The 16,504-nt window shown below is 59.2% G+C and carries 17 protein-coding genes; 14 read left to right on the forward strand and 3 right to left on the reverse strand.

Features of this window, described 5'->3' with window-relative positions:
• Positions 1-13: 13 nt before the first annotated feature.
• From ACP7E4_RS21160 to pdeM, 6 genes are all read left to right on the forward strand, one after another.
• A complete protein-coding gene (locus ACP7E4_RS21160; RefSeq protein ID WP_331152029.1) occupies positions 14-742 on the forward strand; it encodes an ABC transporter permease in 729 nt (242 codons plus the stop codon).
• Positions 739-1,449: an ABC transporter permease gene (locus tag ACP7E4_RS21165; protein ID WP_426117548.1), complete on the forward strand. Its 711-nt coding sequence runs from the start codon at positions 739-741 to the stop codon at positions 1,447-1,449. Before ACP7E4_RS21160 ends, ACP7E4_RS21165 begins: the two co-directional genes overlap by 4 nt.
• A 9-nt stretch (positions 1,450-1,458) precedes the next feature.
• Positions 1,459-2,577, forward strand: coding sequence for a succinylglutamate desuccinylase/aspartoacylase family protein (locus tag ACP7E4_RS21170; RefSeq protein WP_426117549.1), 1,119 nt, complete (start codon positions 1,459-1,461; stop codon positions 2,575-2,577).
• Positions 2,578-2,589: 12 nt separating this feature from the next.
• Positions 2,590-3,354, forward strand: a complete 765-nt coding sequence (locus ACP7E4_RS21175) for an ABC transporter ATP-binding protein (protein ID WP_426117550.1) — start codon at positions 2,590-2,592, stop codon at positions 3,352-3,354.
• 203 nt (positions 3,355-3,557) lie between these two features.
• Positions 3,558-6,050 carry a ligase-associated DNA damage response DEXH box helicase gene (locus tag ACP7E4_RS21180; protein ID WP_426117551.1) on the forward strand — a complete coding sequence of 831 codons (2,493 nt, stop codon included), beginning with the start codon at positions 3,558-3,560 and terminating at the stop codon, positions 6,048-6,050.
• Positions 6,047-6,703 (forward strand): ligase-associated DNA damage response endonuclease PdeM, encoded by a 657-nt coding sequence (gene pdeM, locus ACP7E4_RS21185; protein ID WP_426117552.1) that lies wholly within the window; start codon positions 6,047-6,049, stop codon positions 6,701-6,703. The genes ACP7E4_RS21180 and pdeM overlap by 4 nt, the downstream gene beginning before the upstream one ends.
• A gap of 103 nt (positions 6,704-6,806) precedes the next feature.
• Here the strand turns inward: pdeM and ACP7E4_RS21190 are convergent, their stop codons facing one another.
• Positions 6,807-7,022, reverse strand: coding sequence for a hypothetical protein (locus ACP7E4_RS21190; RefSeq protein WP_426117553.1), 216 nt, complete (start codon positions 7,020-7,022; stop codon positions 6,807-6,809).
• Positions 7,023-7,146: 124 nt separating this feature from the next.
• Entirely contained in the window at positions 7,147-7,713 is a 567-nt protein-coding gene (gene dcd / locus ACP7E4_RS21195; RefSeq protein WP_020288957.1) for a dCTP deaminase, read from the reverse strand.
• Between the two features lie 309 nt (positions 7,714-8,022).
• Between dcd and ACP7E4_RS21200 the strand changes: the two genes are divergently transcribed.
• Entirely contained in the window at positions 8,023-8,232 is a 210-nt protein-coding gene (locus ACP7E4_RS21200) for a cold-shock protein (protein ID WP_002554837.1), read from the forward strand.
• A gap of 147 nt (positions 8,233-8,379) precedes the next feature.
• Here the strand turns inward: ACP7E4_RS21200 and apbC are convergent, their stop codons facing one another.
• The gene (apbC, locus tag ACP7E4_RS21205; RefSeq protein ID WP_426117554.1) at positions 8,380-9,474 is read right to left on the reverse strand and encodes an iron-sulfur cluster carrier protein ApbC; all 1,095 of its coding nucleotides are present in this window, start codon (positions 9,472-9,474) and stop codon (positions 8,380-8,382) included.
• Positions 9,475-9,649: 175 nt separating this feature from the next.
• Between apbC and metG the strand changes: the two genes are divergently transcribed.
• From metG to nth, 7 genes are all read left to right on the forward strand, one after another.
• On the forward strand, positions 9,650-11,698 hold the full coding sequence (gene metG, locus ACP7E4_RS21210; protein WP_426117555.1) for a methionine--tRNA ligase: 2,049 nt from the start codon (positions 9,650-9,652) through the stop codon (positions 11,696-11,698).
• 183 nt (positions 11,699-11,881) lie between these two features.
• Positions 11,882-12,469 (forward strand): Rnf-Nqr domain containing protein, encoded by a 588-nt coding sequence (locus ACP7E4_RS21215; RefSeq protein WP_426117556.1) that lies wholly within the window; start codon positions 11,882-11,884, stop codon positions 12,467-12,469.
• Positions 12,466-13,509 (forward strand): electron transport complex subunit RsxB, encoded by a 1,044-nt coding sequence (gene rsxB, locus ACP7E4_RS21220; protein WP_426117557.1) that lies wholly within the window; start codon positions 12,466-12,468, stop codon positions 13,507-13,509. Before ACP7E4_RS21215 ends, rsxB begins: the two co-directional genes overlap by 4 nt.
• Positions 13,496-14,515: an RnfABCDGE type electron transport complex subunit D gene (locus tag ACP7E4_RS21225; protein WP_426117558.1), complete on the forward strand. Its 1,020-nt coding sequence runs from the start codon at positions 13,496-13,498 to the stop codon at positions 14,513-14,515. The genes rsxB and ACP7E4_RS21225 overlap by 14 nt, the downstream gene beginning before the upstream one ends.
• Positions 14,512-15,132: an RnfABCDGE type electron transport complex subunit G gene (locus tag ACP7E4_RS21230; RefSeq protein WP_426117559.1), complete on the forward strand. Its 621-nt coding sequence runs from the start codon at positions 14,512-14,514 to the stop codon at positions 15,130-15,132. The genes ACP7E4_RS21225 and ACP7E4_RS21230 overlap by 4 nt, the downstream gene beginning before the upstream one ends.
• Positions 15,129-15,740: an Rnf-Nqr domain containing protein gene (locus tag ACP7E4_RS21235; protein ID WP_426117560.1), complete on the forward strand. Its 612-nt coding sequence runs from the start codon at positions 15,129-15,131 to the stop codon at positions 15,738-15,740. The genes ACP7E4_RS21230 and ACP7E4_RS21235 overlap by 4 nt, the downstream gene beginning before the upstream one ends.
• A gap of 33 nt (positions 15,741-15,773) precedes the next feature.
• Entirely contained in the window at positions 15,774-16,412 is a 639-nt protein-coding gene (gene nth, locus ACP7E4_RS21240) for an endonuclease III (protein ID WP_426117561.1), read from the forward strand.
• The last annotated feature ends 92 nt before the right edge of the window (positions 16,413-16,504 follow it).

Below are 16,504 nucleotides of genomic sequence, written 5' to 3' on the forward strand. Positions count from 1 at the left end.
AAAGGCTTTATCCATGTTCGATGCCCTTATACAAAACCTGGGACTCTCGGCGTTCAGCTTGAAAGGCTTCGGCCCGCTGTTGCTCGAAGGCACCTGGATGACCATCAAATTATCGGTACTGTCGCTGTTGGTGAGCATTCTGCTCGGCCTGATCGGCGCCAGTGCCAAACTGTCGAGCAGCGCTATCCTGCGCGTGCCGGCGCAGATGTACACCACGTTGATTCGTGGCGTTCCCGACCTGGTCCTGATGCTGCTGATTTTCTACAGCCTGCAAACCTGGCTGAGCCAGCTGACAGATGCCATGGAATGGGACTACATCGAAATTGATCCCTTCAGTGCAGGCGTGATCACTCTCGGCTTTATATATGGTGCGTATTTCACCGAGACGTTCCGGGGCGCGATTCTTTCCGTGCCGCGCGGCCAGGTTGAAGCCGCTACTGCCTACGGCCTCAAACGCGGCCAGCGTTTTCGTTACGTGGTATTCCCGCAAATGATGCGTTTTGCCCTGCCGGGTATCGGCAACAACTGGCAAGTGCTGCTCAAGGCCACGGCCCTGGTGTCGATCATCGGTCTCGCGGATCTGGTCAAGGCTGCGCAGGACGCCGGCAAGAGCACGTATCAGCTGTTTTATTTCCTGGTGCTTGCGGCAGTGATTTATCTGCTGATCACCAGCGCCTCCAACTTCGCGCTGCGCTGGGCTGAACGCCGCTACGCAGCCGGCAGCCGGGAGGCGCAGCGATGATCGAACTGCTTCAGGAATACTGGCGGCCCTTCCTTTATAGCGACGGCATGCACGTTACCGGTCTGGCGATGACCATGTGGCTGCTCAGTGCATCCATTGCCATCGGCTTTTGCGTATCGATACCGCTGTCGATCGCCCGGGTATCGAGCAAACCCTGGGTGCGCTGGCCGGTGCAGTTCTACACCTACCTGTTTCGCGGCACGCCCCTCTATATACAGCTGCTGATTTGCTACACCGGGATCTACAGCATCGCCGCCGTTCGCGAACAGCCGGTGCTCGACGCGTTCTTTCGCGATGCCATGAACTGCACGATCCTGGCTTTTGCCCTGAACACCTGCGCCTACACCACGGAGATTTTCGCCGGGGCGATCCGCAGCATGGCTCACGGCGAAGTCGAAGCCGCCAAAGCCTACGGCCTGACCGGCTGGAAGCTGTACGCCTATGTGATCATGCCGTCAGCGTTGCGTCGTTCGCTGCCTTATTACAGCAACGAAGTGATCCTGATGCTGCACTCGACCACCGTCGCGTTCACCGCCACGGTGCCGGACGTTCTCAAAGTCGCTCGGGACGCCAACTCCGCCACGTTCATGACGTTCCAGTCCTTCGGAATCGCGGCGCTGATCTACCTGTGCGTCACGTTCATCCTGGTGGGCCTGTTCCGTCTGGCCGAACGGCGCTGGCTGGCCTTCCTCGGCCCGGCTCACTAGGAACCGCATATGCGCCATGAAACCCACGATTTGCTGGCCCCGATGCCGGGTACCGCGCGCCAGATCCACAGTTTTCACTATGGCCCGCAGAACGGCGCCTGCAAGATCTATATCCAGGCCTCGCTGCATGCCGACGAACTGCCCGGCATGCTGCTCGCCTGGCATCTGAAGCAGCGTCTGAGCGAGCTGGAAAACGCCGGCTTGTTGCTGGGCGAAATCGTCGTGGTGCCGGTGGCCAATCCGGTCGGGCTGGAACAGATCCTGATGGATATTCCGCTGGGCCGTTATGAACTGGAGAGCGGCCAGAACTTCAACCGCTGGTTTGTGGATCTCGGCCAGGAAGTGGGCGATGACGTCGAGGCGCAGCTCAATGACGACCCGCAGCACAATGTCCAGCTGATCCGCCGTAGCCTGCGCAACGCGCTGGAGGCGCAAGTCGCCAGCACGCAATTGCAGTCACAGCGTTTGACGCTGCAACGCCTGGCCTGCGATGCCGACATGGTGCTGGACCTGCATTGCGACTTCGAAGCAGTTGAACATCTGTACACAACGCCGGAAGCCTGGCCCCAGGTGGAGGCGCTGTCGCGTTATCTCGGCGCCCAGGCCAGCCTGCTGGCAACCGATTCGGGCGGCCAATCGTTCGACGAATGTTTCACGCTGGTATGGTGGCAATTGCAGCAACGCTTTGGCAATCGCTTCGAGATCCCGATGGGCAGCTTTTCGGTCACGCTCGAACTGCGCGGCCAGGGCGACGTCAATCACGCCCTGGCCAGCCGCGACTGTCAGGCGCTGATCAGTTACCTCAGTCACTTTGGCGCAATTGCCGCCGAGGCCGCGCCGCCACCCGAGTTGCTTTTCCCCGCAACGCCCCTGGCCGCAGTGGAACCTGTAGCGACTCCGGTGGGCGGCTTGCTGGTGTTCTGCACCCAGCCGGGTGAACACGTTGAGGCCGGGCAATTGATCGCCGAGATCATCGACCCGATCAGCGACCTCGTCACCCCCATCCATACTCTTAATTCCGGTTTGCTCTACGCCCGCTCGTTACGGCGCATGGCGACTGCCGGAATGGTCATCGCTCACGTTGCAGGCACCGAAGCCTACCGCAGCGGTTACCTACTTTCTCCTTAAGGACTGCCTGTCATGTACAAACTGACCATTGATGGCTTGCATAAAAGCTATGGCGACCATGAAGTGCTCAAGGGCGTTTCGCTCAAGGCCAGCACAGGCGACGTGATTTGCCTGATCGGCGCCAGCGGTTCGGGCAAGAGCACGTTTCTGCGCTGCATCAATTTCCTCGAACAACCCAACGACGGCGCCATGACCCTGGACGGTCAACAAGTACGCATGGTCAGCGATTCCGGCGGCATGCGCGTCGCCGATCCCGATGAGCTGCAACGCATTCGTACGCGGCTGGCCATGGTGTTCCAGCATTTCAACCTGTGGGCACACATGACGGTTCTGGAAAACATCACCATGGCGCCGCGCCGGGTGCTGGGCGTTTCCAAGGTCGAAGCCGAAGCACGCGCCCGCAAATACCTGGACAAAGTCGGCCTGGCGGCACGTGTCGCTGACCAGTACCCGGCATTTCTGTCCGGTGGTCAGCAACAGCGTGTGGCGATTGCCCGGGCGCTGGCGATGGAGCCGGAAATCATGCTCTTCGACGAACCCACTTCTGCGCTGGACCCGGAACTGGTCGGCGAAGTGCTCAAGGTGATCCAGGGCCTGGCCGAAGAAGGCCGCACCATGATCATGGTCACCCACGAAATGAGCTTCGCCCGCAAAGTCGCTAGCCAGGTGGTGTTCCTGCATCAGGGCCAGATCGAAGAATCCGGCCATCCGGATGAAGTGCTGGGCAATCCGAAAAGCGAGCGTCTGCAGCAATTCCTGAGCGGCAATTTGAAGTAAGTGTTTGGCTCGTGGGAGCGAGCTTGCTCGCGAAGGCGGTATTCGGCTTGCAGGGTCCGCTGGTTCGACTGACCTCTTCGCGAGCAAGCTCGCTCCCGCCGTTGAAATGCGACCAACCCGCGGCGGATTTGTCCGCGAAAGCAAAACTATTCCCCTCCCCCCGCTGTCTCTGATTTACCCCCCATTCAGAGCACACCGAGCGCATGAGCAGACCCACCGATTTCGCTCAGCGATGGTTTTCGGCGCGCGATTGGAAGCCTTTTCCTTTCCAGAAAGAAGTCTGGTCGGCCGTCAAACGCGGCGAGTCCGGGCTGCTACACGCCAGTACCGGCTCCGGCAAAACCTACGCAGTGTGGTTTGCCGCGCTGAATTGCTTTGCCCAGGCTAATAAAGTTTTGCCTGATGACAAACCGCGCAAACGCAAACCACCTGCTGCGCCACTGAGCGTGCTGTGGATCACGCCGATGCGCGCCCTCGCCGCCGACACCGCACGCGCCCTGGAAGCTCCCTTGCAGGATCTCGACATCCACTGGAGCACCGGCCTGCGCACCGGTGATACCAGCAGCAGCGAACGCGCCAGACAAGGTCGCCGCCTGCCTTCCGCCCTGATCACCACACCGGAAAGCCTGACCCTGCTGCTGACCCGTGCCGACGCGTCAAGCACGCTGTCGACGCTGAAGATGGTGGTCGTTGATGAATGGCATGAGCTGATCGGCAATAAGCGCGGCGTCCAGCTGCAACTGGCGCTCGCCCGTCTGCGCCAGTGGAATCCGCAACTGATCGTGTGGGGCGTTTCTGCGACCTTGGGTAATCAAGACCATGCGCAGCAGGTGTTGCTGGGCGACGGCGGTGTCAGCGTGCAGGGCAAGATCCGCAAAGAGCTGTTGGTCGATACGCTGTTGCCTCCCGCAATCGAGCGCTTTCCATGGGCCGGGCACATGGGTCTGCGGATGTTGCCGCAAGTGCTGGTCGAGGTGGAAGGCAGCGCCAGTTGCCTGTTGTTCACCAATACCCGAGCGCAGTCGGAAGTCTGGTATCAGGCGTTGCTCGAAGCGCGACCTGATTGGGCTGGCCTGATTGCCTTGCATCATGGTTCGTTGTCCCGCGAAGTGCGCGACTGGGTCGAGCGCGCCTTGAAAGAAGGGCAATTGAAAGCGGTGGTCTGCACCTCCAGCCTCGATCTGGGCGTGGATTTCCTGCCCGTCGAGCGGGTTCTGCAAATCGGCTCGGCCAAGGGCGTGGCGCGCCTGATGCAGCGTGCGGGTCGTTCCGGGCATGCGCCGGGTCGTCCGTCACGCGTTACGCTGGTGCCCACTCACAGCCTGGAACTGGTTGAAGCGGCGGCGGCCCACGATGCGATAGCCGCACGAATGATCGAGCCTCGGGAATCGCCGCACAAACCCCTCGATGTCCTGGTGCAGCACGTGGTCAGCATGGCCCTTGGCGGTGGCTTCCTGCCCGACGAGCTGCTCGCCGAGGTGCGCACCGCCTGGGCCTACCGCGAGCTGACCGACGAGGAATGGCAGTGGGCGCTGGCGTTTGTCCGGCATGGCGGCCACTCGCTGACAGCCTACCCGGATTATCGACGCGTAGAGCCCGACGAGCACGGCGTCTGGCGGGTCCCGGATGCGCGATTGGCACGTCGCCATCGCATGAGCATCGGCACCATCGTCAGCGACGCCAGCATCAACGTGAAGTATTGGTCCAAAGGCGGTGGCGGCGGTTCACTGGGCAGCGTTGAAGAGGGCTTCATCGCACGCCTCAAGCCCGGAGATGGCTTTTTGTTCAGCGGTCGCCTCCTGGAACTGGTCCGGGTCGAGAACATGACCGCGTACGTGAAGCGCGCCACCAGCAAGAAAGCCGCTGTGCCACGCTGGAACGGCGGACGGATGCCGCTCTCCAACGAACTGGCCGACGCGGTGGTGGCTAAATTCGACGCCGCCGCGCGTGGCGAGTTTGTCAGCCCGGAAATGCAGGCCGTCAAACCGCTGCTGGAGGTTCAGCGGCATTGGTCGGGCTTGCCGCGGCAACACACGTTGCTCGCCGAAGTGCTCAAGTCCCGGGAAGGCTGGCATCTGTTTCTGTACCCGTTTGCCGGACGGCATGTGCATCTGGGACTGGCAAGTCTGCTGGCCTGGCGCCTGAGCCGGGACACGCCGCTGACTTTTTCTATCGCGGTCAACGACTACGGTTTCGAACTGCTCAGCGCCACGCCAATCGACTGGGCCGAGCAGCTGAGCAAGGATCTATTCACGGAAAATCATCTGATGGCTGACATCATCGCCAGCCTGAACGCCGGTGAGCTGGCACTGCGCCGCTTCCGCGAGATCGCCCGGATTGCCGGTCTGGTGTTTTCCGGCTACCCAGGCGCTCCCAAGAGTAATCGACAGCTACAGGCGTCCAGCGGCCTGTTCTTTGAGGTGTTCAAACAATATGACGCCAGCAATCTGCTGCTCACCCAGGCCGAGGAGGAAGTTTTGCGACAGGAACTGGACGTGCAACGGCTCGAACAAACCCTGCAACGCATCAATCAGCGCGAACTTGACGTGCACCTCATCAAACGCGCCACGCCTCTGGCCTTTCCACTGTTGGTGGAGCGCATGCGCGAAAGCCTGAGCTCGGAGAAACTCGCCGACCGGATCGCGCGCATGGTGCGCGATCTTGAGAAGGCCGCCGGGCCCGAGACCAACGCATGAAGCCTTATCTTGCGATCCATCTGGCAGGTGCCGAGCTTTGGTTATTGGCCGACAAGGCAATCTACTACCCTGAATACCGCGCCCTGTTGATCGCCGATGTGCATTTCGGCAAGGCGGCTGCCTATCGAAAACTGGGCCAACCGGTGCCGCGCGGCACGACTCAAAGTAATCTTGAGCGCCTTGATCGACTGCTGACTGCCTACAGCTGCGACTGGTTGATCTTTCTCGGCGACTTTTTGCATGCGCCTGAATCTCACGCGGCCACCACACTGAACGCGCTTGGCGAGTGGCGCGAGGCGCGCCCTGAACTGCGTATGACGCTGATCCGCGGCAACCATGACAAACGCGCAGGCGATCCGCCTGGCAGTCTTGCCATCGAAGTGGTTACAGAACCGCTGCTATTGGGCCCGTTCGCGCTGCAACATGAGCCTGATCCACACGCAACGCATCACGTGCTGGCCGGCCACGTGCATCCGGTTTATCGCTTGCAGGGCCGAGGCCGGCAAAGTTTGCGACTGGCCTGCTTTTACATGGGCGATACGGTCAGTTTGCTGCCAGCATTCGGTGGATTTACCGGCGGATTCGCCATCGACAAAAACCCTGACAAGCAAATCTATGTCGTCGGCGATGGCGCCGTATGGGTCGCCGGATAGGCGCAAGCTGAATCGATTCAACCCAGCTCATTCAGCGCCTTTCGTGATCGATCAGACACGACTCTGCCGGCCAGTGAATGCGCCAGCAGAAACATGAGGGGAATCAGACGACCGGGGCTGGTGGTGGCTCGTCCGGAACAGTCGGGCTGCCCGGTTCAGTCGGCTCGGGGATTTCTCCCGGCCCATCAGGGCCTGGCTGGCCGGGAATACCGCCAACCATATTGAATTGTGGATGCGCCAGTAACGACCAGGCGAGTAGACCGACTTGATTGGCACGCGGGTCAACCCCTTGGGGACTGGGCTTCATTTCTATCTTCATAAGGGCACTCCTGAGCGGTGGCCCCACTCGCGCGACGCGAGGGGAAACAGTTCAGCTCAATAGAGTGCCGAAATGAAGACTAATTCAATCCGGGCAGGATCAACGGTAACAAATACACCGAAGGCTATGCGCGCGGCAGGGTCACGCCACGTTGGCCCTGATATTTGCCGCCGCGATCCTTATAGGAAATCTCACATTCCTCGTCAGATTCCAGGAACAGCATCTGCGCCACGCCTTCATTGGCGTAAATTTTCGCCGGCAAGGTCGTGGTGTTGGAGAATTCCAGAGTCACGTGCCCTTCCCACTCAGGTTCCAGCGGCGTCACGTTAACGATGATGCCGCAGCGCGCGTAGGTGCTTTTCCCCAGACAGATGGTCAGCACATTGCGCGGAATACGGAAATATTCAACGGTGCGCGCCAGGGCAAACGAGTTCGGCGGGATGATGCAGACGTCGCTGGTAACGTCGACAAAACTTTTTTCATCGAAGTTCTTCGGATCGACGGTCGCCGAGTTGATGTTGGTGAATACCTTGAATTCAGCCGCGCAACGTACGTCGTAGCCGTAGCTGGAAACGCCGTAGGAGATCAGCCGGTCGGCGCCTTCGCCGCGCATCTGACGCTCCACGAAAGGCTCGATCATGCCGTGTTCCTGCGCCATGCGGCGAATCCACTTGTCCGATTTGATGCTCATGGCGGTGTCCTGAATAGCGAGGTGAAAAAGATGTCCGGCATCTTACCGGGCCGGGGCGTCGGGTTCAAAGACTGTGGGCATGATGCAGGTCATGCTTTGGACACGAATAGAAATATTCCTGCACAGAGTGTTGGCACACTCAAAAAAAAGCGTTAAGGTGGCGTCACTGTGTTGCTTGTGTCACTGAGAATCTCTACACGATGTTGAATTTCGATCCAACCATCTCCAAGAATTTTTCCTGCTCTTTGCACTCAGTCTCGGCCAGGGCATTTCCTGAGTCGCAGTTAACTTTGTCCAAGGAGATACACCATGTCTAATCGCCAAACTGGTACCGTTAAGTGGTTCAACGATGAAAAAGGCTTCGGCTTCATCACTCCACAATCGGGTGACGACCTGTTCGTTCACTTCAAAGCTATCCAATCCGACGGTTTCAAAAGCCTGAAAGAAGGCCAACAGGTTTCTTTCATCGCTACCCGCGGTCAGAAAGGTATGCAAGCTGAAGAAGTTCAAGTTATCTAACTTGTACTGAATCGCTTAAAAAGAACCCCGCCAAAAGCGGGGTTTTTTTATGCCTGCAGAAAAAGTTCTGTAGGAGCCAACTTGTTGGCGAGACGAGCCCGCCGTCCCCCCTTGCCAACAAATTACCCCTGCAGGATCTGCCTGCAATCAGTCATCGCTGACCGAAATATTCGGCATCGCCGGGCTTTCCGCTTCTTGCAGGACAATCCGTGCGCCAACGTGCCGCGCCAACTCCTGATAGACCATGGCAATCTGGCTTTCCGGCTCGGCAATGACCGTCGGCTTGCCGCCATCAGCCTGCTCGCGGATCAACATCGACAGCGGCAATGAAGCCAACAGTTCGACGTTGTATTGACTGGCCAGCTTCTCGCCACCACCCTCGCCAAACAAATGCTCGGCATGACCGCAGTTCGAGCAAATGTGCACCGCCATGTTCTCGACGACGCCCAGGACCGGAATATTGACCTTGCGGAACATTTCCACGCCCTTCTTGGCATCCAGCAGCGCCAGATCCTGTGGGGTGGTGACAATCACCGCACCGGCAACCGGGACTTTCTGGGCCAGGGTCAGCTGGATATCACCGGTGCCAGGCGGCATATCGATGACCAGATAATCCAGATCATTCCATGCTGTCTGGGTAATCAGCTGCAACAAAGCGCCGGAAACCATTGGGCCGCGCCACACCATCGGGGTGTTGTCATCGGTCAGGAACGCCATGGACATGACTTCGATGCCATGGGATTCAATGGGCACGAACCATTTCTGATCCTTGATCTTTGGCCGGGTGCCTTCAGCGATACCAAACATCACGCCCTGGCTTGGCCCGTAGATATCGGCGTCGAGAATCCCGACCCGCGCGCCTTCCCGAGACAGCGCCAAGGCAAGATTGGCAGCCGTTGTGGATTTGCCAACACCGCCCTTGCCCGACGCCACGGCGACGATATTTTTGACATTGGCCAGGCCGGGGATTTGCCCCTGAGCCTTGTGCGCAGCGATGACCGTGCTGATCTCGACCTTGGCCGACGTCACGCCGTCCAGGCCTTCGATGGCGATTTGCAGCATCTGCGCCCAGCCATTCTTGAACAGTCCGGCCGCGTAACCCAACTCCAGCTGGACGTTGACGCGCTCACCCTGAATATCGATGCCGCGTACGCAACCGGCAGTGACAGGGTCTTGATTCAAATAGGGATCGGTATATTGGCGAAGGACGGCTTCCACCGCTGCGCGATTAACAGCGCTCATGGGCTACTCCCGAATAAAGGCAGACTAAAACAGGCGGCTATCCTACCCCTTCTACAGATTGGCAGCATGGTTTCGCTGCGCATGCCAGACGACTCCTACGTCTGCGCGGGGTGAAAAAAGTTGTTCAGACCTTTATAGTGGTCGACCTCCGTTTCACTTCAAGTAGCCGAGCCCCATGTCCGAGCCACGCAAGATTCTCGTCACCAGCGCCCTGCCCTATGCCAATGGATCCATCCATCTTGGCCATATGCTTGAGTACATCCAGACTGATATGTGGGTGCGCTTCCAGAAGCATCGCGGCAATCAGTGCATTTATGTCTGCGCGGACGACGCTCACGGCTCGGCAATCATGTTGCGCGCCGAAAAAGAAGGCATCACTCCGGAACATCTGATCGATAATGTGAAGGCCGAGCACAGCGCTGACTTCAACGAGTTCCTGGTCGACTTCGATAATTTCCACTCGACGCACTCGGACGAAAACCGCGAGCTGTCGAGCATGATCTACAAGCGTCTGCGCGATGCCGGGCATATCGCGACGCGCTCGATCACCCAGTATTTCGACCCGGAAAAAAAGATGTTCCTGGCCGATCGCTTCATCAAGGGTACTTGCCCGAAATGTGGCACTGAAGATCAGTACGGCGACAACTGCGAAAAATGCGGCGCTACTTATGCGCCGACCGACCTGAAGAATCCGCGCTCCGCGATCTCCGGCGCGATTCCGGTTCTGAAAGAATCCAAGCATTTCTTCTTCGATCTGCCTGCGTTCGACGCCATGCTCAAAAGCTGGACCCGCAGCGGCGCCTTGCAGGATGCGGTGGCTAACAAGATCGCCGAATGGCTGGATGCCGGCTTGCAGCAGTGGGATATCTCCCGCGACGCGCCGTACTTCGGCTTCGAGATTCCGGATGAGCCGGGCAAGTACTTCTACGTCTGGCTGGATGCGCCGATCGGCTACATGGCCAGCTTCAAAAACCTGTGCGCGCGCCGTCCGGACCTGGACTTCGATGCGTATTGGGCCAAGGATTCAACCACCGAGCTGTACCATTTCATCGGTAAGGACATCGTCAACTTCCACGCCCTGTTCTGGCCCGCCATGCTCGAAGGTGCTGGCCTGCGCAAACCGACCGGCATCAACGTGCACGGCTACGTCACGGTAAACGGTCAGAAAATGTCCAAGTCCCGTGGCACCTTCATCAAGGCCCGGACCTATCTGGAACACCTGTCGCCGGAATACCTGCGTTATTACTACGCAGCCAAACTGGGCAAGGGCGTCGACGATCTGGACCTGAACCTCGAAGATTTCGTGCAGAAGGTCAACTCGGACCTGATCGGCAAAGTAGTCAACATCGCCAGTCGTTGCGCAGGCTTCATTCATAAAGGCAACGCGGGTGTGCTGGTGGCTGGCAATCCGGAGCCCGAGCTGACCGACGCGTTCCTGACGGCTGCGCCGGGTATCGCCGAAGCTTATGAAGCCCGTGACTTCGCCCGCGCCATGCGGGAAATCATGGGCCTGGCCGACCGGGCCAACGCCTATATCGCTGAAAAGGCGCCGTGGTCGCTGGCCAAGCAGGAAGGCAAACAGGATGAAGTCCAGGCCGTCTGTGCACTGGGCGTCAATCTATTCCGTCAGTTGGTGATTTTCCTCAAGCCGGTGCTCCCATTGCTGGCCGCCGATGCGGAAAAATTCCTCAATGTCGCGCCGCTGACCTGGGACGACCATCAGACGCTGCTGAGCAATCATCAGCTCAACCCGTTCCAGGCCCTGATGACGCGCATCGATCCGGCGAAAGTCGAAGCCATGACCGCTGCCTCGAAAGAAGACCTGACCACCAGCACTAGCGAGGCAGAGGCCGCGCCGACAGGCAATGGCGAGCTGACCAAGGAGCCACTGGCCGCCGAGATCGAGTTCGATGCCTTTGCGGCCGTTGACCTGCGGGTTGCCTTGATCCTCAAGGCTGAACACGTGGAAGGTGCCGACAAACTGCTGCGCCTCACGCTGGATATCGGTGACGAGCAACGCAACGTGTTCTCGGGCATCAAGAGCGCATACCCGAATCCTTCCGAACTGGAAGGTCGCCTGACCATGATGATCGCCAACCTGAAGCCGCGCAAAATGCGCTTCGGCATATCGGAAGGCATGGTGATGGCGGCGGGCCCCGGCGGCGAAGAAATCTACCTGCTCAGCCCCGACAGCGGCGCAAAGCCGGGTCAGCGTATCAAGTAAGTTGGCACGGCTTCGGTAGGACCGGACTTGTCCGGGAAAGCATCGGCTGGGTTGATGCTTTCGGGGACAAGTCCCCTCCTACAAGGCTTTGCGGCCGCGTCCAACCAAACGAACCGATTTCTTGCCAGATACTGTCTACCCTTTAGAAAGGCTCTTCAGCCTGTTCGCACATCCGGCAAGCACATGACCGACTTCATCCTTATCTTCATCAGCGCCGCACTGGTCAACAACTTCGTGTTGCAGCAGCCGATTGCTGTCGATCCGGTAGTGGCGATTGCTGCGCAGACTTCGACCACGCGCGCCCGCGTCCACGCACTCGGCATCGCCACGCTATGGCTGATGTTCGCCGCCAGCCTGATAAGCCAGGTGATTCATGAATACCTGTTGCTGCCGCTGGATGTCGGCTATTTGTCGTTGTTTGTATTTTTGCCACTGATTGTCTTGCTGATCGGCCCGTCATTGCGGGTGCTGTCCCAGGTGTTTCCAAGCCTGCCATTGAAGGACTTGCATCTGCTGCTGATCGGCAATGCAGGCGTACTCGGCCTGATGGTGCTTGGCACCGAGCCGGATAAAGGGCTGATCCATACAGTCGCGCTGAGTCTGGGAGGCGGATTGGGTTTCTGGCTGGTCCTGAGCCTGTTCGACGATCTGACCGGACGCCTGCGACAGCAACACATTCCCACGCCCTTTCAAGGTCTGCCCATCCAACTGATTGGCGCTGGCCTGATGGGACTGGCCTTTCTCGGCTTCAGCGGACTGGTCAAACCATGACTCTCATTCAAAGCATCGACGCACTGCTGCCGCAAACCCAATGTGGCAAATGTGGCCATCCGGGCTGCAAGCCTTATGCGCAGGGTATTGTCGAGGGAGAAGCAATCAATAAGTGCCCGCCCGGTGGCGAAGAAACCATCGCGGCACTGGCGCAACTGCTCAGCGTGCCGATTCTGGCGCTGGACACCGAACGAGGCGCAGCCCCGCCGCAAGTTGCGTTCATCCGCGAGGCCGAGTGCATTGGCTGCACCAAGTGCATCCAGGCTTGCCCGGTGGATGCGATTCTTGGCGCGGCAAAGATGATGCACACCGTTATCATTGACGAATGCACAGGCTGCGATCTGTGTGTCGCACCTTGCCCGGTGGATTGCATCGATATGCTTCCCTTGCCGGTCACGGGGGTGATCCCGATTGTCGGCGGGCTGGCAGTGACCGAGCAGCAAACCCAAGCCCGAACGCGGAAACGCAATCACGCCCGCCATCGCTTCGAAGCCCGCAACGCTCGCCTGCGCCACGAAGAGCAACAGCGGCACGCAGAACGACTCGCCCGAGCGCAAAAGCCTGCATCGCAGCCAGACACACTTGAGAGCCCGCTGCAATCTGCTATCGAGCGTATCCGTACACAAAAACTGGCAACAAACGAAGATGCGCTGAAGAAAGCGCGCAGTACCGTGGCCATGAGCCGGGCGCATCTGAACAAATCCCTCAAGGCTTTCGGTCATCCCCCCATCGCCGAGCAGGCTGCGCAGCTGGTGGAGATGCAAAAAGAGTTCGAAGCCGCCGAGCAAGCCCTGGCGAACCTGCAAGATCAGGCCCCCGTACCGGCGCAAACAGCGGTAGTCCCGCGCGACGACAGCAGCCTGAAGCGGGCGAAAATCCAATTGGCAATGGCCCGCGCGGCCTACAACAAAGCCCTGTCAGCTCAAGCCACCGCCGAGCAGCTGGAGGCCCTGCAAACAGCACTTCAAAGCGCCGAGCTGGCGCTTGAGTCGGCAATGCAGCCCTCTTCTGCATTGATGAATACTCGTGCGAACGCCTGATAACGCCAGTCAGCTGGGGCAGGTAAACGAGCGCCTGCAAAAAACCATGCTGTGGGTGCTGATTGCTGCGCTGCCGGGGGCATTGACCCTCGTCTGGTTCTTCGGTTGGGGCGTATTGATCACGTGGCTGATAGCGGCGGGCGCAGCGCTGCTGGTCGAGGCCGCCGTGCTCGCACTGCGCAGGCAGGCGGTGCTCCCGGCACTCAGTGATTACAGCGCTCTGGTCAGTGCAACCCTTCTGGCGTTGGCGCTGCCAGCCTATTCCCCTTGGTGGGTGACCGCGCTGGCCAGCGGTTTTGCGTTGCTGTTTGGCAAACATCTGTATGGCGGCATTGGCAATAACCCCTTCAACCCGGCGATGCTGGGTTATGCCTTCGTACTTGTTTCGTTCCCCCAACAGATGAACCACTGGCCCGCGACTCACGGCCTGAGCCTGACGGGCGGCCTGCAGCACATCTTCGGCCTCGACCTCAGCGGGATATCCAACCCGGATGCCTGGACTCAGGCCACGGCACTCGATGTGCTTCGCATCAACAAGAGTTTGACCGTCGACGAACTGTTCGCGCGCAGCCGGGCATTTGGCAGCCTTGGCGGGCGCGGTGTGGAGTGGGTCAACCTGGCTTTCCTCGCCGGAGGGGTGCTGCTGTTGCAACGTCGTCTGATCAGTTGGCACGCGCCTGCCGGCATGCTCGGCAGCCTGTTCGTGATCAGCCTGCTGTGCTGGAACGGTTCGGGATCGGACTCCAACGGCTCACCGCTGTTTCACTGGTTCACCGGCGCAACGATGCTCGGCGCCTTTTTCATTGTCACCGAACCGGTGTCCGGCCCGGACAATCCCCGAGCGCGCCTGCTTTTCGGCATCGGCGCCGGCCTGATTATCTATGTCATTCGAACCTGGGGCGCTTACCCGGACGGCGTGGCATTCGCAGTGTTGCTGATGAACCTGGCCGTACCGGCGCTGGAGCGCCTGAGCGCATCACCCGCGACGCCCGGTGAACATTCGTGAAACCGCTCTCAAGACCTGTCGCCTGGCTACTGCTCCTTGTCGTTCTGTGCCTGGGTATCGGCCTCACGATTGTGCTGGAGAAAACCTCCGCGCCAGCCATCCAGGCGAGCCGGGATGCGCTGCGTAATCAGGTGCTAGTCGGTGTCATTCCTGCGCAAAAATACGATAACCAACCACTGCAGAACCCCTTGGAGTTGCCCGGTCGCATGCCAGACTCGGCCGTACTCGAAGGCTTCCTGGTGACACAGGGAGGCCAGCCCGTTGCAATTATTTTTCACAGTCGTGGGCAAGGTTACGCAGGGCCGATAGAACTGCTGATTGGCGTATCGGTGGATGGCAGGCTGCTGGGCATCAAAGTGCTCAAGCACACCGAGACAGTCGGACTGGGCGGGCGGATAGTGTCTCAACCGCAGTGGCTCAATGGTTTTCTCGGCAAATCGTTGACCGACCCGGATGATGCAGGCTGGAGACTGAAACAGGACGGTGGGACTTTCGATCAAATCGCTGGCGCGACCATGACTTCGCGAGGTGCCATCGACGCGATCCGCGAGACGCTGCGCTACTTCGATGCCGAGAAAACCCGGTTGCTGCCCAACTTGACGGGAGAACGGCGATGAACCCCGGCAATCGCCCCGTTCCGTTCATGCTGATGGGCCCCTTGAGCCTGACGCCATTGATCGGCGTTTCCGACTCGCTGGTTAAAAGCATCGGATTCCTGCTGGTGTTGGGGTCAGTGGGATTGCTGCACTTCGCACTGATGAAGGCCGTCGCGCCGCTGCTGCGCCCAACGACCAGGTTGCTGATCGGCGCAACAATTGCTGCCACCCTGGTCACTCTCGCCGGACTGCTGCTGCAAGCGCACGCCCTGGAGTTGTATCAAGCGCTGGGGGTTTACCTGCCGCTCATCGGCGTTCAATGTCTGCTGCTATCGAATACCGAAACTGACCAGCATGGCAGCGCCTGGGGCTTTCTACGCCTGAGCGCTTACTACGGCGTGACATTCATGTTGCTCGGAGCGGTTCGGGAATTACTGGGGCAAGCCTCGCTGTTGAGCAATGCGCAATGGTTGTTTGGCAGCAGCGCAGCAAGGTGGCGGATTGACCTATTCCCGTCAGGGTCCGGCCTTCATCTCGCGGCACTTGCTCCTGGAGGCTTTATGCTTCTAGGACTCGTGCTCGCCGTGGCAAACGCGCTACGCCTGCGCCGAAAACACACCAGTATTTAACGAGGCACAAGCCTCCAGGGAAACACTCCGTACATGAATGCCGCGAAACGCCTGGAAATTTTCCGCAGACTCCACGAAGACAATCCAGACCCGAAAACCGAACTGGCCTACACATCGCCGTTCGAACTGCTGATTTCGGTGATTCTGTCAGCGCAGGCCACGGACGTCAGCGTCAACAAGGCCACGGCCCGCCTCTACCTGGTTGCCAACACACCACAGGCGATATACGACCTGGGTGTCGAAGGTTTATCCGAGTACATCAAGACCATCGGCCTCTACAACAGCAAAGCCAAAAATGTCATAGAGACTTGCCGAATGCTCGTTGAGCTGCACGGCGGCCAGGTGCCCGAAACCCGTGAGGCGTTGGAAGCCTTGCCGGGCGTGGGTCGCAAGACTGCCAATGTGGTGCTCAATACGGCGTTCCGCCAGATCGCGATGGCAGTGGATACGCATATCTTCCGCGTCAGCAATCGAACCGGTATCGCACCCGGCAAGAACGTGGTCGAAGTCGAGAAGCAACTGATGAAATTCGTACCCAAGGATTATCTGCTCGACGCTCACCACTGGTTGATCCTGCATGGCCGGTATGTTTGCCAGGCACGCAAGCCCCGCTGCGGCAGTTGTCGAATCGAAGACCTGTGTGATTACAAATACAAAACCTCGGACGATTGAGCGATAGAGGTTTTAGCGGCTGATCGATTGAAAAAATCTTTTTTACCCGCTCCCGCTTTGCCGCTATAAGGTGCGCCATGAATGCCCCAAGC

Source organism: Pseudomonas sp. DSP3-2-3, from assembly GCF_049898225.1.
Taxonomy (GTDB): domain Bacteria; phylum Pseudomonadota; class Gammaproteobacteria; order Pseudomonadales; family Pseudomonadaceae; genus Aquipseudomonas.

Bases quoted from the DNA above. Each gene is read 5' to 3' on its own strand.
- nth (WP_426117561.1), top strand. From the start codon at position 15,774: ATGAATGCCGCGAAACGCCTGGAAATTTTCCGCAGACTCCACGAAGAC.
- ACP7E4_RS21170 (WP_426117549.1), top strand. From the start codon at position 1,459: ATGCGCCATGAAACCCACGATTTGCTGGCCCCGATGCCGGGTACCGCG.
- ACP7E4_RS21160 (WP_331152029.1), top strand. From the start codon at position 14: ATGTTCGATGCCCTTATACAAAACCTGGGACTCTCGGCGTTCAGCTTG.
- ACP7E4_RS21190 (WP_426117553.1), bottom strand. From the start codon at position 7,022: ATGAAGATAGAAATGAAGCCCAGTCCCCAAGGGGTTGACCCGCGTGCC.
- ACP7E4_RS21175 (WP_426117550.1), top strand. From the start codon at position 2,590: ATGTACAAACTGACCATTGATGGCTTGCATAAAAGCTATGGCGACCAT.
- rsxB (WP_426117557.1), top strand. From the start codon at position 12,466: ATGACTCTCATTCAAAGCATCGACGCACTGCTGCCGCAAACCCAATGT.
- ACP7E4_RS21235 (WP_426117560.1), top strand. From the start codon at position 15,129: ATGAACCCCGGCAATCGCCCCGTTCCGTTCATGCTGATGGGCCCCTTG.
- apbC (WP_426117554.1), bottom strand. From the start codon at position 9,474: ATGAGCGCTGTTAATCGCGCAGCGGTGGAAGCCGTCCTTCGCCAATAT.
- ACP7E4_RS21180 (WP_426117551.1), top strand. From the start codon at position 3,558: ATGAGCAGACCCACCGATTTCGCTCAGCGATGGTTTTCGGCGCGCGAT.
- metG (WP_426117555.1), top strand. From the start codon at position 9,650: ATGTCCGAGCCACGCAAGATTCTCGTCACCAGCGCCCTGCCCTATGCC.
- ACP7E4_RS21200 (WP_002554837.1), top strand. From the start codon at position 8,023: ATGTCTAATCGCCAAACTGGTACCGTTAAGTGGTTCAACGATGAAAAA.
- dcd (WP_020288957.1), bottom strand. From the start codon at position 7,713: ATGAGCATCAAATCGGACAAGTGGATTCGCCGCATGGCGCAGGAACAC.
- ACP7E4_RS21165 (WP_426117548.1), top strand. From the start codon at position 739: ATGATCGAACTGCTTCAGGAATACTGGCGGCCCTTCCTTTATAGCGAC.
- ACP7E4_RS21215 (WP_426117556.1), top strand. From the start codon at position 11,882: ATGACCGACTTCATCCTTATCTTCATCAGCGCCGCACTGGTCAACAAC.
- pdeM (WP_426117552.1), top strand. From the start codon at position 6,047: ATGAAGCCTTATCTTGCGATCCATCTGGCAGGTGCCGAGCTTTGGTTA.